The sequence below is a fragment of the Veillonella sp. KGMB01456 genome (assembly GCF_023051165.1).
In the GTDB taxonomy this organism is placed as follows: Bacteria; Bacillota; Negativicutes; order Veillonellales; family Veillonellaceae; genus Veillonella_A.
The window spans coordinates 25,508-50,167 of sequence record NZ_JALKIG010000001.1; the positions used below are offsets into that span (position 1 = coordinate 25,508).

A 24,660-nucleotide genomic window follows, 5' to 3' on the forward strand; every position below is an offset into this window, starting at 1 on the left:
TTTTTTTCGGAATCGGTACTTAACGATAACGCGGTTGTCCTATTACTGGTGAAGGGCGAACGAAGAAGCTCTTCAGGAAGGAGGCAGACAGATGATTCACACACAGACACCTGAAAAACTGGCACAGCGGCAAAAGCTGGACCGGGAACTGGCGGCGGTGCTGATGGCCATCAGCGTCACGACCCGCAGTATTGCCAGGAACATCCATCTCTTATCAATGCAAAGACATGTGAAAGGAGTCAATCCGTATGACAAACGATGAACTGCAGAAACTGATAGCGGCCCTGGCCGATTGTGGCAAGGCGCTGCTGAAGATTTCCGAAACCATGGCGGTGAAGAAAGACAATCTGCCACCTTCAGAAACAAAATCAAAGAAGGCTGAAGAGCCGCTGACACTGGAAGCTGTCCGCAAAGTCGCTGCTGACAAGGCCCGCAAGGGATTCACCGCAGAAGTCCGCAACCTTATCCAGAAGTACGGAGCGGACAAGCTGTCCGGTATTGATGCGGTACAGTACGAAGCATTCCTGAAGGAACTGGAGGTGATTGGCTATGCCGGATAAACATGCGGTGCTGTCCGCATCTTCCTGCTACCGCTGGCTGGCCTGCCCACCGTCTGCAAAGGAATGTGCCAAGCTGCCGGATACCTCCAGTGAATTCGCCCGCCAGGGAACGGATGCCCATACGCTCTGTGAATTCAAGGTGAAGACGGCGCTGGGGCAGAAGCTGGAAGACCCGACGAAGGGACTCACGTTCTTTGATGAGGAGATGGCGGAATGCACTGATGAATACGCGCAGTTCGTCATGGAATGCCTGGCCACAGCCAAAGTATCCTGCAAGGACCCGATGATCATGATCGAACAGCGGCTGGACTTTTCCCAGTGGGTGCCAGGCGGGTTTGGAACAGGCGACTGCCTCATCGTAGCCGACGATACCCTGACAGTCATCGATTACAAGCACGGCCTGGGAGTCCTGGTGGATGCAGAGAGGAATCCGCAGATGATGTGCTATGCCCTCGGTGCGCTGAACCTATTTGAAGGCATCTATGATATCCGCCAGGTGTCCATGACGATCTTCCAGCCCCGCCGGGACAACGTCAGCACCTGCACCATGAGCAAGGAAGAACTGCTCCAGTGGGCCGAAACGGTGCTGAAGCCTGCGGCAGAACTGGCGGCGAAAGGTGAGGGCGAATATAAAGCCGGTGACCACTGCCGCTTCTGCAAGATCAAGGCAACCTGCCGCAAGCGGGCCGAGTACAATCTGGAACTGGCCCGGTATGATTTTGCCGTCCCGTCCACGCTGCAGGATGAAGAAATCGAAGCCGTCCTGGAGAGAGCCGATGAACTGGTGAACTGGGCCGGGGATGTCAAGGAATACGCATTGCAGCAAGCCCTTTCCGGCAAGCAGTGGGACGGATGGAAACTGGTCGAAGGCCGGTCGAACCGCCGCTACGTAAGTGAAGAAGCAGTCGCCGCCAAAGTGGAAGAAGCGGGCTTCGACCCATATGAAAAGAAGCTGCTCGGCATCACGGCAATGACAAAACAGCTCGGCAAGAAGCGGTTCGAAGAACTTTTGTCAAATTTAGTCGAAAAGCCGCAGGGAAAACCGGTTCTGGTACCGGAATCGGACAAGCGTCCGGCGATGCATACGGCGGCTGATGATTTTAACGCTGCAAATTAAGGAGGAAACTACTATGTCTAACAACTACGTCAATCCGTGCAAGGTAATCACCGGAGTCAATACGCGCTGGTCTTACGCCAACGTCTGGGAACCGAAGTCCATCAACGGCGGTACGCCGAAATACAGCGTCAGCCTGATCATCCCTAAGTCGGATACAAAGACCGTAGAAAAAATCCGCGCTGCCATCAAGGCTGCTTACGAAGAAGGCGAAAGCAAGCTCAAGGGCAATGGCCGCACTGTACCGGATCTCGAAGCCATCAAAACGCCGCTCCGTGACGGTGACCTGGAACGCCCGGGCGATGATGCCTATAAAGACAGCTTCTTCGTCAATGCCAACTCGGCGACCAAGCCGGGCATCGTTGATGCTGACTGCCAGCATATCCTGGAACGCTCTGAAGTCTACTCCGGCGTCTATGGCCGTGCATCCATCAACTTCTATGCCTTCAACAGCAATGGCAACAAGGGTATCGCCTGCGGCCTGAACAACCTGCAGAAAATCCGTGATGGTGAACCCCTTGGCGGCAAGCCGCGTGCAGAAGATGACTTTGCTACGGCTGACGATGATGATTTCCTGGCATAAGGAGGTGCAATTATGGAAACTATGATGAGACTGATTCTGGATGGCCTGTACTGCCTGGTTGCACTGTGCGCTGGAGGATTCTTCGTGGCTATGATCTATACGGATATCAAAAAAGACCAGCGGGATGAAGAAATGGCTCGGCACCGGGATGAACGGGAAGAAGAGTACCACCGCAAGCAGATGGAATCCTTCCGGAAATAAGTAGTAGTGAATAGCGGCGGGGCCTTGTGCCTCGCCGCTTTTTCGAGGTGAAGCGTATGAAAACCATCAGTATCGATATTGAAACATTCAGCGATATCAATCTGGCAAAATGCGGCGTGTACAAATATGCCGAATCGCCAGCCTTTGAAATCCTTCTTTTTGGATATTCGGTGGACGGCGGCAAAGTGCAGATCGTTGACCTGGCGCAGAGAGAGCGTATCCCCAACGCTATCCTGGATGCCCTGACCGATGAATCCGTTACCAAGTGGGCGTTCAATGCCAGCTTTGAACGGGTCTGCCTGTCGCGCTACCTGTGTGACCTGGGGATGAGCCTGGATCCGTTCCGTGACCATCATCCGCTTTCCCAGGACTGTGCCAGGTTTCTCAATCCGGTAGGATGGAAATGCTCCATGATCTGGTCGGCCTATATGGGCCTGCCCCTTTCCCTGGAAGGCGCAGGAGCCGTGCTGAAGCTGGACAGCCAGAAGATGAAGGAAGGCAAAGACCTGATCCGCTATTTCTGCGTTCCCTGTAAGGAAACCAAATCGAATGGCGGCAGGACAAGAAACCTTCCTCAGCATGCGCTGGATAAATGGACACTGTTCAAGTCCTACAACAAAAGGGATGTGGAAGTGGAAATGGACATCCAGGAGCGGCTGAAGAAGTATCCCGTCCCGGAACCGATATGGGATGAATATCATCTCGACCAGGAAATCAATGACCGGGGCATCGCCATCGACCGGACGCTGGCTAAAAATGCCATCGTTATCGATGCCCGCAGCCGGGACAGCCTGATGGCTGTGCTGAAGGAAAAGACGGGCCTGGAGAACCCGAACTCCGTCATACAGATGATCGGCTGGCTGGAACAGCATGGGATGAAGACCGATTCCTTGGGCAAGAAGCAGGTACAAAAGCTGCTGAAGACGGCAGAAGAACCGCTACGCAGCGTACTGATGATTCGGCAGAAACTGGCCAAATCATCAGTACGTAAATACCAGTCCATGGAGATGACGGCCTGCGAGGATGGCCGGGCCAGGGGCATGTTCCAGTTCTATGGGGCCAACCGGACCGGGCGGTTTGCCGGCCGGCACATCCAGCTGCAGAATCTTCCCCAGAATCATCTGCCGGATCTTTCGGAAGCCCGGGAACTGGTACGCCAGGGAAATTACGAAGCCATGGAACTCCTATATGATTCCATCCCCGATGTCCTTTCCCAGCTGATCCGTACGGCCTTTGTGCCCCGGCAGGGACTGAAGTTTGCCATAGCGGATTTTTCGGCCATTGAAGCCAGGGTGCTTTCATGGCTGGCAGGAGAAACATGGCGTTCGGATGTCTTTGCCAGGAACGGCGACATTTACTGCGCCTCGGCCAGCTCCATGTTCGGCGTTCCCGTGGAAAAGCATGGTGTCAACGGGCATCTCAGGCAGAAAGGGAAAATCGCAGAACTGGCCCTTGGCTATGGCGGCTCCGTAGGAGCGCTGAAGGCCATGGGTGCCCTGGACATGGGACTTTCGGAAGATGAGCTGTATCCTCTGGTGCAGTCCTGGCGGTCGGCCAATCCGCACATCGTCGATTTCTGGTGGCAGGTGGACGCCGCCGTGAAGACAGCCATCAAGGAACGTATCCCCATGCGGACTGGCTGCATCCGCTTTCTGTATCAGAGCGGCATGCTGTTCATACAGCTCCCCAGCGGACGGCGGCTTTCTTACGTAAAGCCCCGAATAGGCGAGAACCGCTTCGGCGGGGAATCCGTCACCTATGAAGGCATCGGCGCAACAAAGAAGTGGGAACGGCTCGAAAGCTATGGCCCGAAGTTCGTGGAGAACATCGTCCAGGGCATCAGCCGGGACATCCTCTGCTATGCCATGCAGACGCTGCGATGCTGCGCCATCGTCGGCCATGTCCATGATGAACTGATTATCGAGTGTCCCAAAGACACTAGCGTCGATGCCATCTGTGAGCAGATGGGCCGGACACCGTCGTGGGCTGAAGGGCTATTGCTCCGGGCAGACGGGTATGAGTGCGAATTTTATAAAAAAGATTGATTTCCCGGTACTTAACATAGTGATTCCTGTCCTTTCACTATCAGAGGGAATTTCCTCGGATGTTTATTTTAAGAAAGGCGGGATTCGCTATGAAGTTTTTGATTCCAGAAGATGAATTTGGCGTGTTTGCTGATCAGAGAGGTGTACCAAGGGTCGACAGCCTGTTTGTTGCAGCGACTTTTGAAAAACAGCATTATAACGTTCTGCGTGATATCGGACGAATCACTGCATCCAATTCTGGATTAAGCCCAGAATTCATTGCACTCAATTTTGAGGGCAATACATATCGTGATGCCAGGGGAAGAAAACTGCCACGTTACCTGCTGACCCGCGATGGGTTCACCATGCTGGTCATGGGCTACACAGGCTCGAAGGCGATGCATTTCAAGGAACTCTATATCCATCGCTTCAATGAGATGGAGCAGTGCATCCGGTCGCTCCTGTCTGCCCGGCAGGAATTCCCGATGCTGACGGAAATGATCTGCCGGCTGCATGAAAGCCCGAAGGCATATCACTTCAGCAATGAAGCCGACATGCTGAACCGCATTGTCCTGGGGATGTCTGCCAAGCAGTTCCGGCTGGCCAACGGCATCGAAAAAGGGCAGAGCATCCGGCCTTATCTGACTGCACAGCAAATCCATGCTCTGGACCGGCTGCAGCACCTGGATTACGGCCTGCTGTATTCCTGCCCGGATTTCCAGCAGCGCAAGCAGATGCTCATGACCTATTACAAGACGGAACTGGAGGGATGAATCATGTTTTACGTAAAAGAACCACTTAAAGATGGTGTTGATGTGACGGTCGAAATCAATGACGAAAACGTCTTCTGCCGCTGCCCGGTCTGCGGCAGGGAAGTACCTGTCAATCTGAAGGATGTCCTGTCAGACAGTGACGCTGACCTGATGGGAACGGCAGTATTGTGCGATGAATGTGCGGAGGGGTGGATGGAACTGCATGGAAAACAATCCGAAACGTAATGCAGAGTACTATCCGGACCCGACAGCGTATCAGGCAATCAGGAACGTGGAACCCCAAAGGTTCCCGTTCATGCCTGTTGTGTACGTGTGTTCGCCCTATGCCGGGGATGTGGAAGAAAATATCCGGAAAGCCTGTGCCTACTGCCGCTATACGGTAGACCAGGGATGTATCCCTCTGGCACCGCATCTGTATCTGCCGCAGTTCCTCGATGAAGAATCGGAACGGGAACTGGCACTCTTTATGGATATCGCACTATTGTCCCGCTGCGTCGAACTCTGGGTCTTTGGCGATGTGATTTCGGCGGGAATGGAAAAAGAAATCCAGTACGCCCAAAGAAAAGGAAAACCAATTCGGTATATTAACGAGGTGAAATAAGATGGATTTTACACTTTATAGGTCAGACTTTGCTGGCGTGGAAGCGAATTGCCGCTATCCCAGGCAGCAGAAAATCAGCTGTGCCGAGGACCTGAAGGCGGCAGCCGCCTTCGATCATGTCTGCGTAGCCTTCAAAGATTGTTATCGGAAGCGGGAAAATTTCCTCTCCGCCGACGTCCTGGTCATGGATTGTGACAACACCCACTCGGAGAATCCTGCTGACTGGATTTCCATGGAAAATCTCCTGGCCATGTTGCCGAAAGTCTCGGTGGCCGTCGTGCCATCAAGGAATCACATGAAACCCAAGGACGGGAAGTGTGCCAGACCGCGCTTCCATGCTTATTTCGGGATCCCGGATATTACGGATGAACAGCACTATACAGAACTGAAACGGGCAATCCACCGGGCGTATCCCTTCTTCGATGAAGCGGCTCTCGATGCAGCCCGGTTCATCTATGGCTGCCCTGTCGAGAAAGTATTGTGGCAGGACGGGGAAACGACAATCGACCAGGTACTCAAAGTGGGAGATACCGAGTCACGCAGTATCCCGGCCGGACGCCGGAACAGCACTATGAGCCGTTTTGCCGGCCGCGTCATCAAACGTTACGGGGCGACGGAAAAGGCGTACCAGATTTTCCTCGACGAAGCGGAAAAGTGCGACCCGCCGCTTCCCGACACCGAGCTGAACACTATCTGGGGCAGTGCCGTACGGTTCGGCAAGCGCATCGAAAAGCAGGAAGGTTACGTCAGCCCGGATGAATACAACAACGATTTCGGCACCCGGGACTCCTTGCGGCCGGAGGATTATTCGGATATCGGCCAGGCCAAGGTTATCGCTAGAGAATACGGCAACGAGCTGCGCTACACCGACAGCACGGATTTCATCCGCTACGATGGCATCTGCTGGGAAGAATCGCGGCAGGCAGCGGTCGGTGCAGCGGAAGAATTCCTGGATTTGCAGCTGGCTGATGCTAATGAACAGTCCGAGCAGGCACTCAGGGAATTAGCAGGGACAGGGATTTCGGAAGATATCATCCGTAAGGGCGGACGGAACCTGGAGAAGATGATTGAGGAAAAGCAGACTAAAGCCTACGCCGCCTACCTTGCCGCAGAAGCGTACCGGAAGTTTGTCCTGAAACGCCGCGATATGCGCTATATCCTGTCGGCCTTGCAGGCATTGAAACCCATGGTCCAGATGCCTATCCAGGCACTGGATGCAGATGAATTCCTGCTGAACACCCCGTCTTATACATATGATCTGCGGAAAGGGATGCGGGGACGGCAGGAACACCGAGCGACGGACTTCATCACGAAATGTACCTCTGTAGACCCGGGCAGCGAAGGGAAAGCTATTTGGGAACAGGCCGTCCGGCAGTTCTTTACCGGCGATACGGCGCTCATCGACTACGCCCAGGAAATCAGCGGTCTCATGGCTATCGGCAAAGTCTATGTAGAAGCCCTGGTCATCGCGTACGGCGACGGCCGCAACGGCAAGTCGACCTACTGGAATTCCCTGGCCCGCGTCCTTGGCAGCTACTGCGGCGGCATCTCTGCCGATGCCCTGACGGCAGGCTGCAAGCGGAACGTCCGTCCGGAAATGGCGGAGCTGAAGGGGAAGCGCATGATCATTGCCGCCGAAATGGAAGAAGGTGTCCGGCTTTCTACATCCATCTTGAAACAGCTCTGCTCAACGGATGAAGTGAGCGGCGAAAAGAAGTATAAGGATCCTTTTAAGTTCGTACCGACACACACGCTGGTTCTCTACACGAACCACCTGCCCAGGGTGGGGGCTAATGACGAAGGGACATGGCGGCGTCTTATCGTCATGCCCTTCAAGGCCCAGTTCGATGGGAAGAGCGACATCAAAAACTACGCAGACTACCTGGTGGAGAAAGCCGGTCCTGCCATCCTGCAATGGATCATCGAAGGGGCGGAGAGGGTCATTGCCAAGAACTATCACCTGGATACGCCTGATTGCGTCGCATCTGCCATCAATGAATACCGCGGGCAGAATGACTGGCTTCGGCATTTCCTGGATGACTGCTGTGAAGAAGATGCCTCTTTCAGCGAGAAGTCCGGGGAACTTTATACGGCCTATCGGCTGTACTGCCAGCAGATGAACGAGTATACCCGCAGTACGACGGATTTTTACGGAGCATTAGAGAAAACTGGGTTTGACAGGCGTAAGCGGAAAGCCGGGTATTTCATTTATGGGCTGAAGCTGAAAGTCACAGATTTCCTGTAAGAAAAAGGGAAGGGTGCAGGTCGGTGCAGGTCAATATATAAACCCCCTTTAGGGCTGAAAAATAGAAAAAATGTCTTTAAGGGAAGTTTATGAAACGACCTTCACCGACCTGCACCCCTATAAAAAAGAGGTGAGTAATATGCGAGAAAAAGTAATCGAACACCACCTGGTGATGGAAACGGAGAAGGCTGGCGGTAAGGCAGTGAAGCTTGTTTCGCCATCATTTGCAGGTATGCCGGACCGCTTGATTCTATTGGCTGATGGGAAGATGGGCTTTGTGGAAGTAAAGGCGCCGGGGCAGAAGCCAAGGCCGCTGCAGCTGAAGCGCCATGCCATGTTGCGACGGCTGGGCTACCAGGTATTCGTCCTGGATGCCATGGAGGATATTCCCGCAGTCCTGAAGGCTATCGCCCACATGCCTGATGGGAAAGGGGGCGGAGGTGCATGAAGTTCATGCCGCATGATTATCAGAAATACGCCATCGAATACATCAAGTCCCATCCCATTACAGCCCTGTTCCTAGACATGGGCCTTGGCAAGACGGTGACAACGCTGACGGCCATCCGTGACCTCATGTATGATGCCTTTGAAGTTAAGCGGGTGCTGGTGATAGCTCCGCTGCGGGTGGCGAGAGACACCTGGCCGGATGAACTCAGGAAGTGGGATCACCTGAAAGAGCTGACCTGCAGTGTGGTCGTGGGAACCGTGGCAGAACGGCGGCGGGCTTTGCAGCAGGATGCGGATATCTATATCGTGAACCGCGAGAACCTGGCCTGGCTCTATGAGAACAGTCGCCTGGATTTCGATATGGTCGTCCTGGACGAGCTGTCGAGTTTCAAGAACCACCAGTCGAAGCGGTTCCGTGCCATGAAGGCCATGCGTCCTAAAGTGAAACGCATCGTCGGCCTTACAGGGACGCCCAGCGGCAATGGCTTGATGGACCTCTGGGCTGAGTTCCGCATCCTGGATATGGGAGAGCGGCTGGGAAGATATATCAGCCAGTACCGGAACCTCTACTTCCAGCCGGACAAACGCAACGGCATGGTGGTGTATTCCTACAAGCCACTGCCGGGAGCGGAAAAAGCCATCTATCACCAGATTGCCGACATCACTGTGTCCATGAAGGCAACAGATTATCTGGAGATGCCGGAATTGGTGAGCGTAGCGAAGGAAGTCAGACTGAGTGAAAAGGAGAAGGAACGGTATGACGAACTGAAGAAGTCCCTGATACTGAAGCTTCCAGGCGGCGAGGTCACCTCTGCCAATGCCGCGTCGCTTACCCTGAAGCTTTCGCAGATGGCGAACGGTGCCATTTACACAGATGACAAGAACGTCGTGAATATCCATGACCGTAAACTGGAGACCCTGGAAGACCTAGTAGAAAGTGCCAACGGGAAGTCTGTCCTGGTGGCGTACTGGTTCAAGCACGATAAGGACCGCATCCGGGAGCGGATGGAAGCCAGGGAACTGAAGGAGCCGCAGGATTTCGCCGACTGGAACGCAGGAAAGATTCCTGTGGCCCTCATCCATCCAGCTTCTGCCGGACACGGCCTAAACCTGCAGCAAGGCGGTTCCATCCTGATCTGGTTCGGCCTGACCTGGAGCCTGGAGCTGTACCAGCAGACCAACGCCCGGCTCTGGCGGCAGGGGCAGGCGGACAAGACGGTCATCATACAGCACATCGTAGCCAAGGACACGATTGACGAACGCATCCTGAACGTCTTGAAACACAAAGACGGAACCCAGGCCGCACTGATTGAAGCCGTAAAGGCTGACCTGGGCATGACGGAAACAGAAAATGGGGGTATACTATGAAACAGGAAACAGAAGGAGAAGAAAAGCGTATGGAAGCCAAGGCGTACCTGGAACAGGCACGGAACATCAACATACAGATAGACAGCAAGCTGGAGCAGGTATCGTCTTTGCGGCAGCTGGCTATCAAGGCGTCATCGACACTCAGCCCGGTGCCGCCAAGCGGGACACCCAATCCGCACCGTCTGGAAGAAACCATCGCCCGTATGATGGATATGGAACAGGAAGTGGATGAAGCTATCGACGTCCTGGTCGAACTCAAGGCAGACATCATGAAGGCTGTCAGCCGAGTGCCAGATGCCCGGGAACGGGTCGTCTTGGAACTCCGCTACTTGGCCTTTAAAGACTGGGCATCCATTGCCGATACTCTCGGACTTCATATCCGCCAGGTGTACCGGCTGCATGACGAAGCCCTGAAACACATCGAGATTTCTGGCGAATGTCACTGAATGTCACTAAAGCAGCACTTGATGTCACAGGCTTCTGTAAGATATACTATAATCAGCAAGAAAAGAATGAAGGACCGAGGCTTGAACGCCATCGGTCCTTTTTTGATGCCGGAGATGATGTAAATGCCCAGAAGACCGAAGACGCCCTGCAAATATCCGGGCTGCCCCAGGCTGGTGCCGTATGGAAGAAAATATTGTGAGGAACATGAACGGCAGTGCCAGGGCGACCGGGCTGATGCAGAAACACGTGGTTACGGATGGGAGTGGCAGAAGGCTAGGAAGTTTTTCCTGAAACGTCATCCCTGGTGCATCCGCTGCAAAGCAAAAGGCCGTCTCGTCCCGGCAACGGTCGTTGACCATATCAAACCGCATCGCGGTGATGAGAAACTGTTCTGGGACGAAACGAACTGGCAGCCCCTTTGCAAGAGCTGTCATGACCATAAGACGATGACCGAAGACCGGAACATCGAGTACAAGTACTGAATCCGTCCGTAGGGCGGGGGGGATGCAACTCTCTGCAGCCCTTCCGTCCATGACCGCCGCCCCCTCAAACGTGAAAAAACGCGAAATTCATAAGGGGGGATACCCGGCATCTAAAATCGAATCATCTGCTCCAGGCTATTTGGCCCGGAGCTTTTTTGTTGTGTGAAAGGAGCCTGTCATGAACGACTGCCAGCGTCGGCAGATAGAAGCCATGCGGAAGCAGGGGATGGGCTACAAAGCCATCGCCAGGAAGACCAAGCTGTCACGGGACAGCGTACGGAATTATTGCAGGTGGCACCACCTCGCCGGTTACGGCAGAGCGGTGGCGGCTGCCTTCAGAGAGGAGCAAGCGTGTGAAGACATCGGATATGGAATGGAAGATGCTGCCCATCGGCCAGCTGAAGCCTGCGGCATATAACCCCAGGAAGCAGCTGAAGCCTGGCGACAAGGAATACGAGAAAATCAAGAAGTCCATTCAGGAGTTTGGCTATGTGGAACCCATCATCGTCAATTACGACATGACGGTCATCGGCGGGCATCAGCGCCTGACCGTACTGAAGAATCTGGGCTACGAAGAAGTCCAGTGTGTCGTTGTCCATATCGAGGATGAGCATAAGGTCAAGGCGCTCAACATCGCACTCAATAAAATCACGGGTGCTTGGAACGAACAGCTCCTGGCCGACCTCATCGTCGATTTGCAGAGCGTCGACTTCAACGTCGACCTGACGGGCTTTGAAGCACCGGAAGTCGAGCAGCTCTTCTCGAAAGTGTACAACAAGAAAATCAAGGAAGATGACTTTGATGTCGACGGTGAACTGGCAAAGCCGACCGTCGCCCGGGCGGGAGATATCTGGTTCCTGGGTGACCACCGCGTCATCTGTGGCGATGCGACGCTGCCGGAAACCTATGAACGGCTGATGGCGGGGAAGAAGGCCAACATGGTGCTGACGGATCCGCCGTATAACGTCGATGTCGAAGAAACGGCCGGCAAGATTAAGAACGACAATATGCCGGATGACAAGTTCTACCAGTTCCTTTTCGCGGCCTTCGTCAATATGGAACAGAACATGGAGCAGGATGCTTCCATCTATGTATTCCACGCAGATACCCAGGGACTGAACTTCCGCAAGGCATTCAAGGACGCAGGATTCTACCTGTCTGGCTGCTGCATCTGGAAGAAGAACGCCCTGGTACTGGGACGTAGCCCGTATCAATGGCAGCACGAGCCGTGCCTTTTTGGCTGGAAGCTGAACGGCAGGCATCAATGGTATTCCGACCGCAAGCAGACGACCATCTGGGAATACGACCGGCCGAAAGCCAGCAAAGAGCATCCCACCATGAAGCCTGTAGCTCTCATGGCCTATCCTATACAGAATTCATCCATGAGCCACTGCATCATCCTGGACCCGTTCCTCGGTTCCGGTTCGACGCTCATGGCTTGCCAGCAGACGGGCCGTATCTGTTACGGCATCGAGCTGGATGAGAAATTCGTCGACGTCATCGTCAGGCGCTACATCAGCGAATATGGGGACGCAGGTGTGTTTGTCCTGCGCGGGGATGAAAAAATCCCCTATGGTGATATTGCACCTGAAACAGATGAATAGTTTCTCCCAAAGATGCAGAATAACTTGCTATTATCGGAGTTCAGAGTGATATATGTACTAACAAAAAAAGGAGGTACATACCTATGACCATCAAAACCAATCTGGACGACCGCAAGGAACTGGCGAAACACCTGATTCCCTTCAACCATAACGAAAAACTGCACTATGCAGGAACTCCGACCTTTGCTTTTGAAGGCTGCGGCTTCCGCATCCTCCGAAGCGGAGAAATCGAATGCGATGACGAAAAGACGCAGAAGGCCCTGCGCCGCTTCCTCGAAGAGGAAGGGCTGGTGGAACCGGAAGCAGAAGCCGAAACAGAAACCATCGAAGTCGGTGTTCCCATTGACGGGATGGACGGCATCCATCTCCGCAGCCTGATCTTCACCCTCAGCGCCCAGCAGTACCTGCTGAACCGCGCGGCAGGCTCCGAGAACTTCCATATTACAGAAGACTGCGTGACGGCCCTGAAAGAAGCCGCACTTACTGACGCCGCTTCCTTCTTCAAGGTGTACGGTACTTGCCTAAGCGGCAATAAGGGTATCCGTCTGAATGAAGAATCGGCGACCTTCTGCTTTGCCGACAAGGGGAACGCCGTAAAGAACCGGGCCATGGTGGAACTTTTCGCCTTCCTGATTAGCGCGGCCCGCAAAGCAAAGCGGGTACAGCCTGCGGTGAAGAAACCGGAGAACGAAAAGTACTATTTCAGGAGCTGGCTCCTGCGCATCGGCATGGGGACCAAGGCCAGCCATGAATCCCGCATGGCCCTGATGAAGGACCTCAACGGCTGGAGTGCTTTCCGCACGGAAGAAGAAGCAAAGCGTCATGCAGAGCGGGTGAAAGCACACCGGAACCTGTAAAATTAATCAATAATTATTCTCAAAATGACTTGCTATTGTGTGCCTTTAGAGTGATATATGGTGTACCGTAAGGACACACGCACACATAGAAAGGACAGAGAGAATTATGAAAACACAGCACTTTGGCATCGAAATCGAAATGACAGGGATTACCCGCAGCAAGGCGGCCAGCCTGATGGCCACCTTCTTCGGGACGGAACGCAAATACCACGAAGGCGGCGCCTACGACACCTACATCGCAGAAGACGGACAGGGACGGAAATGGAAAGCCATGAACGATTCCAGCCTGGTTCCCGAAAAGAAGGTCGGCGGACGCACTGTTGAAGCCTCGACAAACTACCGCACCGAAGTGGTCAGCCCCATCCTTTCCTACGACGACATCCCGAGCCTGCAGGAACTCATCCGCACCCTGCGCAAGGCCGGCGCTTTCGCCAACAGCTCCTGCGGCATCCACATCCATGTGGGGGCGGAACGGTTCACGCCGAAGACACTGCGGAATCTGGTGAACGTCTTTTACAGCAAGGAAGATCTGATCTACCGCGCACTGAGCATCAACCCGGGCAGGGAACACCGCTACTGCCGCAAGACCAATGAAAAGTTTCTCAGGGAGCTGAATAAGAAACGGCCGGCGACGATGGCGAAATTCGCAGACCTCTGGTACATGGAAGCCCCCTGCGGACGGAACATGCATTACAACAGCAGCCGCTACCACGGCCTGAACATCCACGCCACCTTCACCAAAGGCACCGTCGAGTTCCGCCTTTTCAACGGCACCCTCCACGCCGGCGAAATCAAAGCCTACATCCAGTTCTGCCTTGCCATGACCCACCAGGCCCTGACCCAGAAGAAAGCCTCGGCACGGAAAACGGAAACGGACAATGAAAAATACGCCTTCCGCTGCTGGATGCTCCGGCTTGGCCTAATTGGCGACGAGTTCAAGACCTGCCGCCATCACCTTTTGAAGAACCTGACGGGCAACGCCGCATGGAGACACGCAGCCGCCTGAAGGGAACAATAAACTACACACAGGGCAGCCCCGGCTGCCCTTAAGGGGGTAGAAGGACATTCCCTTCAGAAAGGATGAGCAATATGAAGAAATACTACATCGCTTACGGAAGCAATATGGACGAACAGCAGATGGCCGTACGGTGCCGCGACGCCGGCCTTGTGGGGACAGGATTCATTCAGGGATACGAGTTGCTTTTCAAAGGCTCGCTGACAGGCTGCTACGCCACCATCGAACCCAAGGAAGAAAGCACTGTTCCCGTCACGGTCTGGGCCATCTCCAAGGCCGACGAGAAGCGGCTGGACCGTTACGAAGGCTTCCCGACGTTCTACTACAAGAAGGATATCGAAGTGCAGATGAAAGATGGGGCGATTACAGGGCTGGTCTACATCATGCATGAAGACCGTCACTGCGGGATGCCATTCCCTTGGTATTATGAGCAGATGGAACGGGATTACCGGAAATTCGGCTTCGACCGCGTCATCCTGAAAAAAGCACTGGAAGCCAGTAAAGCAGGCATGGCCGGGATGCGGGTGAAGCTAATCTATATGGAGGACCCGCAGGCACCGGCACTGGAGACGGAAGGCACCGTCCAGTTCATCGACGATATAGGGACCATCCACGTGGCATGGGATACGGGCTGCAGCCTTGGTCTGGTGCCGGGAGTCGATGAATGGAAAATCCTCAACTAATCTATCAGAAATGACTTGCTATATTATGCATTTAGAGTGATATATATACATACCGAAAGGGAAAACACTCAAAGCATAAGAAAGCGGGGAAATAACGATGAGAACAATCATTACCTTGGATGGAAAGAAAATCAGCAAGAAAGCCGCCTGTGAACAGTTCGGCAAGGAAGACATGGAAAGAAAAATTAAGGAAGCGAAACAGACCTTCATGGAAGATCCATGGGTCGAAAACAGCTGGTGGATGGGGAAAGGGATGCTGACCATCAGCTTCTGCTAAGAAGCAGGCGCCAAAAGAGGGCTGGGAATCAGCCCTCTTTTCTCATCAAGCTCCTCAAGAAAATGCATAAATTCTCAATATAAAGCTCGCTATTATGTGCCTTTAGAGTGATATATATACATACCAAATGGGAACACCCACAAAGGAAAAACACATGAAAGCGAGGAAAAACATGAAAGACTTGAACGCAATCGACAAACAGAACCTGGACGGAGCATACGGAGCCACCGCAGTAGCGATGGACTGGCCGGAAGACCTTTCCGAAAAGGCGAAAGAAGCTTTGGGTTACCTGGATGACACTGCTTACCTTTTCCATTATCTTGGGAAGTACATCATCACCGACGAAAGCCTCTGGCTTACAGAATTTGGAAACGGCACCATGGACAGCCCTTACGGTTTTCCCAGAGCCGAATTTAGCAGTCTTGAAGAAGTCGGCCCCTGGCTGGAAAGTGTGGCGGACGAACTGGAAGATTTCTAACTTAACACACAAACAGCCCTGCGGGGCTGTTTTTTATTACAGAAAGGAGGTGTATGGCTTGGCAGTACGAGGAAGGAAGCCGAAACCGACAGCCCTCAAAGTATTGGAGGGCAATCCCGGCCATCGTCCCCTCAATAAGAAGGAACCCATGCCAAAGGGACGGCTCCCTCGCTGCCCGGACTGGCTGGAATACGATGCCAAGAAAGAATGGAAGCGGCTGGGGAAAGTCCTCGCTGAGATGGGGATGCTGACCAATCTGGATATGATGGCCTTTGCCGGGTACTGCCAGGCATATGCCCGATGGAAAGGAGCGGAAGAGTTCATCACCCAGCATGGGGATATGGTGCGGACGCCGAACGGATACCTGCAGCAGGTACCGCAAGTATCCATTGCCCAGACGAACCTCAAGATCATGCTGAAATTCTGTGAGCAGTTTGGCCTGACCCCGTCAGCCCGGAGCCGCATGATTGGGGAAGAGAACGGTGCAGAAAAAGAAACGGATGAAATGGAACTGCTGTTAAGGGGGTGACAAGTTTGGCATTTGTATATAAGCCGTCAGCGTTCATGCTGCCGGATTCCCATTACGACAAGGACAAGGCCGACAGGGCGGTTGCCTTCATCGAGCATCTCTGTCATACCAAAGGCAAATGGGCCGGGCAGCCGTTCCTGCTCCTGCCGTGGCAGGAACAGATTGTGCGTGATCTCTTCGGCATCGTCAAGGAAAACGGGAAGCGGCAGTTCCTGACGGCCTATATAGAGATTCCAAAGAAGAACGGGAAAAGCGAGCTGGCTGCAGCCATCGCCCTGTACCTTCTTTATGCCGATAACGAGCCGAGTGCCGAAGTGTATGGTGCGGCCTGTGACCGCAACCAGGCTTCCATTGTCTTTGATGTGGCACGGCAGATGGTCGAGATGAGTCCGGCCCTGATGCGCCGCTCCAAGATACGGACGGCGGGCAAGCGCATCATCAATTATCGCAACGCCGGGTTCTACCAGGTGCTGTCGGCGGAAACCGGGACCAAACACGGACTCAATGTGTCGGGCCTGGTCTTTGACGAAATCCACGCCCAGCCGAACCGCAAGCTCTATGATGTCCTGACCAAAGGCTCCGGCGATGCCCGGGAGCAGCCGCTCTTCTTCATCATCACGACGGCGGGCAACGACAAGAACAGTATCTGCTATGAGTTGCACACAAAGGCCCTTGACTTGATGGCGGGCCGAAAGAAAGATTCCACCTTTTACCCCGTGGTCTATGGCCTGGAACATGAGGAAGACTGGACGGATGAAGCCAATTGGTACAAAGCCAATCCTTCTCTGGGGCATACCATTCAGATTGATCGCGTCCGGGAAGCCTATCGGAATGCCGTCGAAAATCCGGCGGAAGAGAATGTCTTTAAGCAGCTCCGGCTCAATATCTGGACTTCGGCCAGCATCCGCTGGATACCAGAACAGGTCTACGACAAGGGGAGCCTTCCTATTGACCTGGATTCCCTGCGGGGACGGATGTGCTACGGCGGGCTGGACTTGTCCAGTACATCGGATATCACGGCCCTGGTACTGGCTTTCCCGCCACGGAGCGATGATGAGAAATACATCCTGTTGCCTTTCTTCTGGCTGCCGGAAGACACGCTGGAACTGCGGTGCCGCCGGGACCATGTTCTCTACGACATCTGGCAGAAGCAGGGCTTCATCCAGACGACGGAAGGGAACGTCATCCATTACGGCTTCATCGAGAAGTTTATCGAACGCCTGGGGGAAACGTACCGCATACGGGAAATCGCCTATGACCGCTGGAACGCCACCCAGATGGTGCAGAACCTGGAAGATATGGGCTTCACTATGGTGCCTTTCGGCCAGGGGTTCAAGGATATGTCGCCGCCGTCGAAGGAGCTGTTCAAGCTCCTGATGGAAGGGAACATCATCCATGGCGGCAATCCCGTTCTCAAATGGATGGCCAGCAACGTCGTCATGCGCCAAGATCCTGCGGGGAACATCAAGCCGGACAAAGAAAAATCCGTCGAAAAGATTGACGGAATCGTGGCGTCCATCATGGCACTAGACCGCTGCATCCGCAACGGGACTGGCAGTGGCAGTGTCTATGACGAACGAGGTGTTATTGCATTTTAAAGACATTTGCAAAAATAGCAGGTGCTTTTTTGTGCCCGTTTTTGGAGGTATTTTATGAGAATCCCCTTTTTATCCAGCCTGTTCCGTACCCGGGACAAGCCTCAGAACTATTATATCGGCACGGATTTCCGTTATCTGTTCGGCCCCTCTGCCAGTGGCAAGACGGTGAACGAGTTCACGGCTATGCAGACGACGGCAGTGTATGCCTGCGTCCGCATCCTGGCGGAAACTCTGGCGGCCTTGCCGCTCCAGCTGTACCGTTACACGCCTGGCGGCAAGGAGCGGGTCTATGACCATCCGCTGTACCATCTGCTCCATGATGAGCCGAATCCGGAGATGACTTCGTTTATCTTTCGGGAAACGCTCATGAGCCACCTGCTCATCTGGGGCAATGCTTACGCCCAGATCATCCGCGACCGATTAGGGCGGGTACAGGGACTATACCCGCTCAGGCCGGACAAGATGACCGTCTGCCGGGATGACCGGGGAAAGATTTTTTATCTGTATACCAAGACGGGAGACGAGAATCCGAACATCAAGCCGTACGGGCAGGTGGCCCTGCAGAAGGAAGAAGTGCTGCATATCCCCGGCCTTGGGTTTGACGGCCTGGTAGGTTATTCGCCGATTGCCATGGCCCGCAATGCCGTGGGCATGACCATGGCCTGTGAGGAATACGGTGCCTCTTTCTTTGCGAACGGGGCCAGCCCCAGCGGGGTGCTGGAACATCCAGGCGTTCTGAAGGATCCGGCCAAAGTCCGGGATTCGTGGAATGCCGTCTACCGGGGGACGGGCAATGCCCACAAGGTGGCTGTGCTGGAAGAAGGCATGAAGTACCAGCAGATCGGCATCCCGCCGGAAGAAGCACAGTTCCTGGAAACACGGAAGTTCCAGCTCGATGAGATTGCCCGGCTCTACCGCATCCCGCCACATATGATTGGCGACCTGGAGAAAAGTTCCTTCAATAATATTGAGCAGCAGTCCATGGAATTTGTGAAGTACACGCTGGATCCATGGGTCATCCGCTGGGAACAGGCCATGCAGAAAGCCCTGTTCCTGCCGGAAGAGAAGAAACAGTATTTCCTGAAGTTCAACGTGAACGGTCTCATGCGCGGCGACTATGAGAGCCGCATGACCGGGTACAGCATCGGCCGGCAGAACGGCTGGCTGTCCGCCAACGATATCCGGGAGATGGAAGACATGAATCCCGTCCCCGATGAGGAAGGCGGTAATCTGTACCTGGTGAACGGCAGCATGACCAAGCTCAAAGATGCCGGGGCCTTTGCCCGGAAGGGAGAAACGAATGAAACATAAATTTTGGAAGTGGGTGACCAATGCGGCCCCCGATGCCTTCGGCAGTGAACGGACGCTGTACCTGGACGGCCAGATCTCGAACGAGACCTGGTGGGGCGATGAGGTAACGCCGAAGGCGTTCAAGGAAGAACTGAATGCGGGCAGCGGCGATATCACCCTCTGGATCAACAGTCCGGGCGGTGACTGCTTTGCGGCTGCCCAGATTTATAACATGCTCATGGAGTATCCAGGAAATGTCACCGTGAAGATTGATGGCCTGGCAGCTTCTGCGGCCTCGGTCATTGCCATGGCCGGGACCAAGGTCTGTATGTCGCCAGTGGCCATGCTGATGATCCATAATCCGGCGACCCTGGCCTATGGTGACCAGGCAGAGATGGAAAAGACCATCGGTATGCTGAGCGAAGTCAAGGAAAGCATCATCAATGCTTACGAAATCAAGAGCGGCCTGGCCCGCACGAAGATTTCCCACATGATGGATGACGAGACCTGGCTCAACGCAAAGAAGGCTGTGGAACTTGGCTTTGCCGATGACATCCTGTTCGACCAGAAAAAGGGAAATGAAGAACAGCCGGAAGCCATGCTCTACAGCCCGGTCACCGTCACCAGTTCCTTCGTACAAAAACTGAAACCACATGAACCTGTCAATAAAGTGCCAGCCGCTTCCCTGGAGAACCGGCTGGCATTGCTCATTCATTAAGGAGGACAACAATGGATACGATTTTAGCACTGCGTGAGAAACGCAAGAATCTGTGGGATGCCGCCAAGAATTTTCTGGATACCGTCCGTGATGAGAACGGCATGGTGTCTGCGGAAGACGCGGCTCGCTACGACAAGATGGAAGCAGATGTGGTGAACCTCGGCAAAGAAATTGACCGCCTGGAACGCCAGCAGCAGCTCGATGCCCAGCTGGCACAGCCGACCACGACACCGATTACCGAACTCCCTGGCGCAGGTCAGAATGGAGCAGAAAAGAAAGGCCGTGCGTCCGATGCCTATCGTAAGGCTTTCTGGGACAGCATCCGCCATAAGAACTTCATCGATGTACAGAACGCCCTGAGTGCAGGCACCGATGCCGATGGCGGTTACCTGGTGCCGGATGAATTCGAACACCAACTCATCGACAAGCTGCAGGAAGAAAACTTCTTCCGCAGCCTGGCCACGGTCATCCACACCAGCGGCGACCGCAAGATTCCCATCGTGACGGGTCATGGCGAAGCGTCCTGGATGGAAGAGAACGGCCTCTACCCGGACAGCCAGGATACCTTCGGCCAGCAGTCCATCGGGGCGTACAAGCTGGGGACGGCTATCCGTGTGTCGGAAGAACTCCTGAACGACAGCGCTTTCGACCTGGAAAGCTATATCGCCGGTGAATTTGCCCGCCGTATCGGTACGAAGGAAGAAGAAGCCTTCCTGGTAGGCGACGGAAAGAACAAGCCGACCGGCGTTTTCCCGTCTGCCGAAGTGGGGGTGACGGTCACGACGGCTTCTATTACCTTCGATGATGTCATCGACCTCTATCATTCCCTGCGCATCCCGTACCGCCGCAAGGCTGTCTGGCTCCTGAACGATGCAACCATCAAGGCCCTGCGCAAGGTGAAGGACAACAACGGCAACTACATCTGGCAGCCGTCTGTCACGGCAGGCACACCGGATACCATCCTGAACCGTCCCTGCTACTGCACTTCCTTTGCACCGGAACTGGCCGCGGGCAACCGTCCCATGCTCTTCGGGGACTTCAGCTACTACTGGATTGCCGACCGGGAATACCGCTCCTTCAAGCGGCTTAACGAATTGTATGCCGCCAACGGCCAGATCGGCTTCCTTGCCAGCCAGCGCGTCGATGGCATGCTGATGCTCAAGGAAGCGGTCAAGGCCCTGGAGATGAAAGCGAAGGGATAAGCCATGATTGTGACGCTGGAAGAAGCCAGGGAATACCTGCGGATTGATGAAGATGACACGAGTAATGATGACGTCATCCAGTCTTCCCTGGAAACAGCCCAGGCCCTCTGCCTGGATATATCCCGCTGCGAGGAAGCCGATGCCGAAGAGAATCCCGTGGTTTTTCACGAAGCGATTCTCTTCGCTGCGGCTTTTTTATATGAGCACCGGGAGGAAGCGGACTACGCAGGCCTTTTGAAACGTCTGCGCTGGCTGCTGTTCGGGGTCCGGCGGAGCTGTTTTTGAAAAGGGGGATGCCCATGAAGACGGGACTTTTGAATAAACGGATTGAGATTCTGGGAAAGCAGGCCGTGACGGATGAATATGGTTTCGATACCCAGGCCGACGTCGTAGTGTACCGCTGCTGGGCATCCATCGAGCCTGCCCGGGGCAAAGTGTTCTATGAGATGGAACGCAAGGCGGACACGGAGTACAGCAAGATCACCATTCGCTGGCGTCCGGGTGTCACCCACGATATGAAGGTGAAGTATCAGGATCACCTCTACGACATCGATACCATAGTAGACCCGTATATGCGCCATGAATCTCTGGAACTGTACTGTACGGAAGAAACCAGGGGGCAGGACGATGAGCAGGGGTGATTTGGATATCCAGGGAATAGACGAGCTGTCCGGCAAACTGCTCTCTGCGATTGAGGAATTTCCAGGAACTGCTGAAAAGGGGCTGGTAACGATTGGCAACAAACTGAAGAAGGAATGTGTGAATCAGACCCCGGAAGGCAGTACGGGCAAGCTGAAGAAGGGATGGAAGCACAAGGTAACGGGCTATAACGGTTCGGAGCTGACCTATGAACTGGTCAACAGGCATCCGGTCCATCACCTCTTGAATAACGGCCATGTCAAGAAAACGCCGGGCGGCAGGACCGTTGGCTATTATGAAGGCCGGCACTATACGGAGAAATCCGTCAAGCAGTTCGAAGCCAGCGACTTGCAGTCGGGGCTGGAGAGACTCACGAAGAAGCTCCTCAAGAAAGCAGGCGGCACATGATCCATGACCTCGATATCCTGCAGGCGGTGCAGCAGAAACTCAAAGAGCGGTTCCCGTATCCCGTCTACCTGCAGGAAGTCAAGGAAGGCTTTGCGCCGCCGGCCTTCTTCCTGAAGACGATGACGGTAGCGACGCCGCAGAAAGAAAATGAGGTCTACCGGGATACGGACCTCTACATTACGTATCTGCCGAAGAAGCAGGAAAAAAGCACGGCTATCTACGCCGTGCTTTTTGCTGCGGAAAATTTATTCCGGGACGGACTGAAAGTCGGCAACCGTTATCTCCCTGTCGTGTCTATGAGTGAGGAGCTGATGGGGACGGACAATGACGGCGGGCGTCTGACGCTGACCTTCCAGTACTATGACGCCCGGGAAAAAGAAGAAACGGCAGAAATCATGAAGGTACTGCATCAGCGGTATCAGGGAAAGGAGACGTAACCCATGAAAATGCCATCCATTAATATCGCGTTCAAAGAAAAAGGCATCAGTGCCGTCGAACGCAGCGAACGCGGTATTGTCCTTCTGATTCTGAAAGAAGAGACACTGCCGTCCCAGACGGAAGTGAACCTGTATACGGCAGATGACATCCCCAAAGAACTCTCGGACAGCAACCGTGAGCAGCTGGAACTGACCCTTCGCGGCTACGTGAACAGCCCGAAGAAAGTCATCGCCGAAATCATCAGCAAGGATGCAGAAGATTATACCGATGTCCTCAAGGCCATCGAGAACAAGCGCTTCGATTACCTGGTCATCCCGGATATCGAAGAAAACCACATCGACACCATCGCGACCTGGATCAAGGGGATGCGGACGAATAAGAACAAACGCATCAAGGCCGTCCTGCCGGACTGCACGGCGGATACGGAAGGAGTCATCAACTTCGTCAATCAAGTCATCCGTACGAAAACGAAGACCTACACGACGGCCCAGTACTGCGGGCGCATCGCGGGCATCATCGCAGGAACGCCGATGACCATTGCCTGTACGTATGCGCCGCTGCCGGAAGTCATCGGCTGTGACGTCTGGACGAAGGAAGAAATGGATACCATGACGGATGCCGGCAAGCTGTTCTTTTTCTTTGACGGGGAAAAGGTCAAGCTGGGCCGCGGAATCAACTCCCTGGTTACGACAGTCCAGGGCAAAGGGGTATCGTTCCAGAAAATCAAGCTCGTCGATTTGATGGACATGATGTATGACGATATCCGCACCACCGCCCAGGACCATTACCTTGGCAAGTACGCGAACAGCTATGCCAACCGATGCCTCCTGGTGACGGCTATCCAGGGCTATCTGGACCAGCTGGCCCAGGAGGGCCTGCTGGAACAGGGGCAGAACACGGCTTATATCGATGTGGAATCCACCAAGATCTGGCTGGCATCCAATGGCAAATATACGAAAGAGGAACTGGCAGACATGTCAGAAATGGACATCAAGCTGGCCAACATCGGCAGCAATGTCTTCATCGCCGTAGATGCTTCGCTCCTGGATGCCATGGAAGATGTCACGATTGCCGTCAATATCTGAGGAGGTGAGGTACAGTGAACAGCATGGAAGCCAAACGGGTGATGAACGGCAAGTATGCCGACCTCTATATCGACGGCGACCTCATGGCCGAAGCCACGGCTTTCAAGGCCGAGGTCACGCTGACCAAGGAAGAAGTGAAGATGCTCCGTCATGTCGGCAAGGGCTACAAGGTCACAGGCTATGACTGCAAAGGGCAGCTGAAGCTCCATAAAGTCTCGAGCTACATGATTAAGAAGATGAACGACAACATTAAGGCGGGCAAGCAGACCGTCGTGACCATCGTCTCTGTCCTTGACGATAAGGACGCCATCGGCAGCGAACGTATCGTCATCAAGGATGCGACCTTTGACAGCCTGATCCTGGCGGATTGGGAAGTGGACAAGATGGGCGAAGAAAGCTACAGCTTCACCTTCTCGGATTGGGACCTCTTGGATTTAGCATAAGGAGAACAAGCACATGAATATGGTAGACCGACTTCTGAAAGCAGATGTAGTGAACAAGCTGGCCGAACGGCCTGAAAAGAAAGTGAAGATGGAACGGCTCTCGAAGCTGTTCGGATTCGATTTTATCATCACGCTCCGGGCTATCGACCCGGAACGCTACGCCGATATCCAGAAGATGGCCGTGGACTTCACCAACGGCAGCGCCGATAACATCGACATTTATCAGATGCAGACCCAGACGCTCCTGGCGGGGATTGCCGACCCGGACCTCAAGAACAAGGATCTGCTGGAAAAATTCGGGGCCGTACTTCCTGGTGACATCATCCGCAAGCTCTTCCTGGCAGGTGAGATTGCTGATCTCACAGCGCAGATCACAGAACTTAACGGCTATACGACCCAGGAAAAGGCGGATAAAGCCGTAAAAAACTGATCCGGACCGATGGCGAAGTGCAGGCGATGTATCTCCTGTTCCGGGAGCATCACCTGCTGCCGTCAGCGGTCATGAAGCTGGGATACGGCGAACGGCAGGTGCTGTATGCTTTCATCCGCTA

Annotated in this window: 33 protein-coding genes; all 33 read left to right on the forward strand. The window is 54.1% G+C overall.

Annotated features, from left to right (window positions below; all coding sequences use genetic code 11):
• The first annotated feature begins 91 nt into the window (after positions 1-91).
• The 33 genes from MXE28_RS00130 to MXE28_RS00290 all read left to right on the forward strand — a co-directional run bounded on the left by MXE28_RS00130 (position 92) and on the right by MXE28_RS00290 (position 24,539).
• A complete protein-coding gene (locus tag MXE28_RS00130) occupies positions 92-262 on the forward strand; it encodes a hypothetical protein (RefSeq protein WP_247239649.1) in 171 nt (56 codons plus the stop codon).
• Positions 249-560 carry an rRNA biogenesis protein rrp5 gene (locus MXE28_RS00135; RefSeq protein ID WP_247239650.1) on the forward strand — a complete coding sequence of 104 codons (312 nt, stop codon included), beginning with the start codon at positions 249-251 and terminating at the stop codon, positions 558-560. Before MXE28_RS00130 ends, MXE28_RS00135 begins: the two co-directional genes overlap by 14 nt.
• Complete coding sequence (locus tag MXE28_RS00140) at positions 550-1,677, forward strand: DUF2800 domain-containing protein (RefSeq protein WP_247239651.1); 1,128 nt, start codon at positions 550-552, stop codon at positions 1,675-1,677. Before MXE28_RS00135 ends, MXE28_RS00140 begins: the two co-directional genes overlap by 11 nt.
• 13 nt (positions 1,678-1,690) lie before the next feature.
• On the forward strand, positions 1,691-2,257 hold the full coding sequence (locus MXE28_RS00145; protein ID WP_247239652.1) for a DUF2815 family protein: 567 nt from the start codon (positions 1,691-1,693) through the stop codon (positions 2,255-2,257).
• A gap of 12 nt (positions 2,258-2,269) precedes the next feature.
• Positions 2,270-2,458 carry a hypothetical protein gene (locus MXE28_RS00150; protein WP_021840390.1) on the forward strand — a complete coding sequence of 63 codons (189 nt, stop codon included), beginning with the start codon at positions 2,270-2,272 and terminating at the stop codon, positions 2,456-2,458.
• A gap of 56 nt (positions 2,459-2,514) precedes the next feature.
• On the forward strand, positions 2,515-4,503 hold the full coding sequence (locus tag MXE28_RS00155; RefSeq protein ID WP_247239653.1) for a DNA polymerase: 1,989 nt from the start codon (positions 2,515-2,517) through the stop codon (positions 4,501-4,503).
• Positions 4,504-4,592: 89 nt separating this feature from the next.
• Positions 4,593-5,255, forward strand: a complete 663-nt coding sequence (locus MXE28_RS00160; RefSeq protein ID WP_247239654.1) for a Rha family transcriptional regulator — start codon at positions 4,593-4,595, stop codon at positions 5,253-5,255.
• A 3-nt stretch (positions 5,256-5,258) separates the two neighbouring features.
• Positions 5,259-5,480, forward strand: coding sequence for a hypothetical protein (locus tag MXE28_RS00165; RefSeq protein WP_247239655.1), 222 nt, complete (start codon positions 5,259-5,261; stop codon positions 5,478-5,480).
• A complete protein-coding gene (locus tag MXE28_RS00170) occupies positions 5,458-5,856 on the forward strand; it encodes a DUF4406 domain-containing protein (RefSeq protein ID WP_247239656.1) in 399 nt (132 codons plus the stop codon). Before MXE28_RS00165 ends, MXE28_RS00170 begins: the two co-directional genes overlap by 23 nt.
• 1 nt (position 5,857) lies before the next feature.
• Positions 5,858-8,101, forward strand: a complete 2,244-nt coding sequence (locus tag MXE28_RS00175) for a phage/plasmid primase, P4 family (protein WP_247239657.1) — start codon at positions 5,858-5,860, stop codon at positions 8,099-8,101.
• A gap of 70 nt (positions 8,102-8,171) precedes the next feature.
• Positions 8,172-8,549 carry a VRR-NUC domain-containing protein gene (locus tag MXE28_RS00180; protein ID WP_269146155.1) on the forward strand — a complete coding sequence of 126 codons (378 nt, stop codon included), beginning with the start codon at positions 8,172-8,174 and terminating at the stop codon, positions 8,547-8,549.
• The gene (locus tag MXE28_RS00185; protein ID WP_247239658.1) at positions 8,546-9,916 is read left to right on the forward strand and encodes a DEAD/DEAH box helicase; all 1,371 of its coding nucleotides are present in this window, start codon (positions 8,546-8,548) and stop codon (positions 9,914-9,916) included. Before MXE28_RS00180 ends, MXE28_RS00185 begins: the two co-directional genes overlap by 4 nt.
• Positions 9,913-10,362 (forward strand): hypothetical protein, encoded by a 450-nt coding sequence (locus MXE28_RS00190; protein ID WP_178321135.1) that lies wholly within the window; start codon positions 9,913-9,915, stop codon positions 10,360-10,362. The genes MXE28_RS00185 and MXE28_RS00190 overlap by 4 nt, the downstream gene beginning before the upstream one ends.
• A gap of 123 nt (positions 10,363-10,485) precedes the next feature.
• Positions 10,486-10,845: an HNH endonuclease signature motif containing protein gene (locus MXE28_RS00195; RefSeq protein ID WP_247239659.1), complete on the forward strand. Its 360-nt coding sequence runs from the start codon at positions 10,486-10,488 to the stop codon at positions 10,843-10,845.
• A gap of 162 nt (positions 10,846-11,007) precedes the next feature.
• A complete protein-coding gene (locus MXE28_RS00200) occupies positions 11,008-11,202 on the forward strand; it encodes a hypothetical protein (protein WP_127007632.1) in 195 nt (64 codons plus the stop codon).
• A gap of 11 nt (positions 11,203-11,213) precedes the next feature.
• Positions 11,214-12,449, forward strand: a complete 1,236-nt coding sequence (locus tag MXE28_RS00205) for a site-specific DNA-methyltransferase (RefSeq protein ID WP_348644744.1) — start codon at positions 11,214-11,216, stop codon at positions 12,447-12,449.
• A gap of 83 nt (positions 12,450-12,532) precedes the next feature.
• Complete coding sequence (locus MXE28_RS00210; RefSeq protein WP_247239661.1) at positions 12,533-13,306, forward strand: hypothetical protein; 774 nt, start codon at positions 12,533-12,535, stop codon at positions 13,304-13,306.
• A 106-nt stretch (positions 13,307-13,412) separates the two neighbouring features.
• Positions 13,413-14,312: an amidoligase family protein gene (locus MXE28_RS00215; protein ID WP_127007628.1), complete on the forward strand. Its 900-nt coding sequence runs from the start codon at positions 13,413-13,415 to the stop codon at positions 14,310-14,312.
• Between the two features lie 83 nt (positions 14,313-14,395).
• On the forward strand, positions 14,396-15,004 hold the full coding sequence (locus tag MXE28_RS00220; RefSeq protein ID WP_247239662.1) for a DUF4314 domain-containing protein: 609 nt from the start codon (positions 14,396-14,398) through the stop codon (positions 15,002-15,004).
• A 97-nt stretch (positions 15,005-15,101) separates the two neighbouring features.
• Positions 15,102-15,281 (forward strand): hypothetical protein, encoded by a 180-nt coding sequence (locus MXE28_RS00225; protein WP_127007624.1) that lies wholly within the window; start codon positions 15,102-15,104, stop codon positions 15,279-15,281.
• 172 nt (positions 15,282-15,453) lie between these two features.
• Positions 15,454-15,759: a hypothetical protein gene (locus MXE28_RS00230; RefSeq protein WP_247239663.1), complete on the forward strand. Its 306-nt coding sequence runs from the start codon at positions 15,454-15,456 to the stop codon at positions 15,757-15,759.
• A 49-nt stretch (positions 15,760-15,808) separates the two neighbouring features.
• Complete coding sequence (locus MXE28_RS00235) at positions 15,809-16,288, forward strand: phage terminase small subunit P27 family (RefSeq protein WP_348644745.1); 480 nt, start codon at positions 15,809-15,811, stop codon at positions 16,286-16,288.
• A gap of 35 nt (positions 16,289-16,323) precedes the next feature.
• Positions 16,324-17,886 carry a terminase TerL endonuclease subunit gene (locus MXE28_RS00240; RefSeq protein WP_348644746.1) on the forward strand — a complete coding sequence of 521 codons (1,563 nt, stop codon included), beginning with the start codon at positions 16,324-16,326 and terminating at the stop codon, positions 17,884-17,886.
• A gap of 54 nt (positions 17,887-17,940) precedes the next feature.
• Positions 17,941-19,197: a phage portal protein gene (locus MXE28_RS00245; RefSeq protein WP_247239665.1), complete on the forward strand. Its 1,257-nt coding sequence runs from the start codon at positions 17,941-17,943 to the stop codon at positions 19,195-19,197.
• Positions 19,187-19,894, forward strand: a complete 708-nt coding sequence (locus MXE28_RS00250; protein WP_247239666.1) for a head maturation protease, ClpP-related — start codon at positions 19,187-19,189, stop codon at positions 19,892-19,894. The genes MXE28_RS00245 and MXE28_RS00250 overlap by 11 nt, the downstream gene beginning before the upstream one ends.
• Positions 19,895-19,905: 11 nt before the next feature.
• Positions 19,906-21,096 (forward strand): phage major capsid protein, encoded by a 1,191-nt coding sequence (locus MXE28_RS00255; RefSeq protein WP_247239667.1) that lies wholly within the window; start codon positions 19,906-19,908, stop codon positions 21,094-21,096.
• 3 nt (positions 21,097-21,099) lie between these two features.
• Positions 21,100-21,381 (forward strand): head-tail connector protein, encoded by a 282-nt coding sequence (locus MXE28_RS00260; protein ID WP_014128578.1) that lies wholly within the window; start codon positions 21,100-21,102, stop codon positions 21,379-21,381.
• 14 nt (positions 21,382-21,395) lie between these two features.
• Positions 21,396-21,737: a phage head closure protein gene (locus MXE28_RS00265; RefSeq protein WP_247239668.1), complete on the forward strand. Its 342-nt coding sequence runs from the start codon at positions 21,396-21,398 to the stop codon at positions 21,735-21,737.
• A complete protein-coding gene (locus MXE28_RS00270) occupies positions 21,724-22,143 on the forward strand; it encodes an HK97 gp10 family phage protein (RefSeq protein WP_247239669.1) in 420 nt (139 codons plus the stop codon). The genes MXE28_RS00265 and MXE28_RS00270 overlap by 14 nt, the downstream gene beginning before the upstream one ends.
• Positions 22,140-22,580, forward strand: coding sequence for a DUF6838 family protein (locus MXE28_RS00275; RefSeq protein ID WP_075581380.1), 441 nt, complete (start codon positions 22,140-22,142; stop codon positions 22,578-22,580). Before MXE28_RS00270 ends, MXE28_RS00275 begins: the two co-directional genes overlap by 4 nt.
• A 3-nt stretch (positions 22,581-22,583) precedes the next feature.
• Positions 22,584-23,666 (forward strand): phage tail sheath subtilisin-like domain-containing protein, encoded by a 1,083-nt coding sequence (locus MXE28_RS00280; protein ID WP_247239670.1) that lies wholly within the window; start codon positions 22,584-22,586, stop codon positions 23,664-23,666.
• Between the two features lie 23 nt (positions 23,667-23,689).
• The gene (locus MXE28_RS00285) at positions 23,690-24,109 is read left to right on the forward strand and encodes a phage tail tube protein (RefSeq protein WP_014128573.1); all 420 of its coding nucleotides are present in this window, start codon (positions 23,690-23,692) and stop codon (positions 24,107-24,109) included.
• Positions 24,110-24,122: 13 nt separating this feature from the next.
• Entirely contained in the window at positions 24,123-24,539 is a 417-nt protein-coding gene (locus tag MXE28_RS00290; RefSeq protein ID WP_014128572.1) for a hypothetical protein, read from the forward strand.
• Positions 24,540-24,660: the final 121 nt, after the last annotated feature.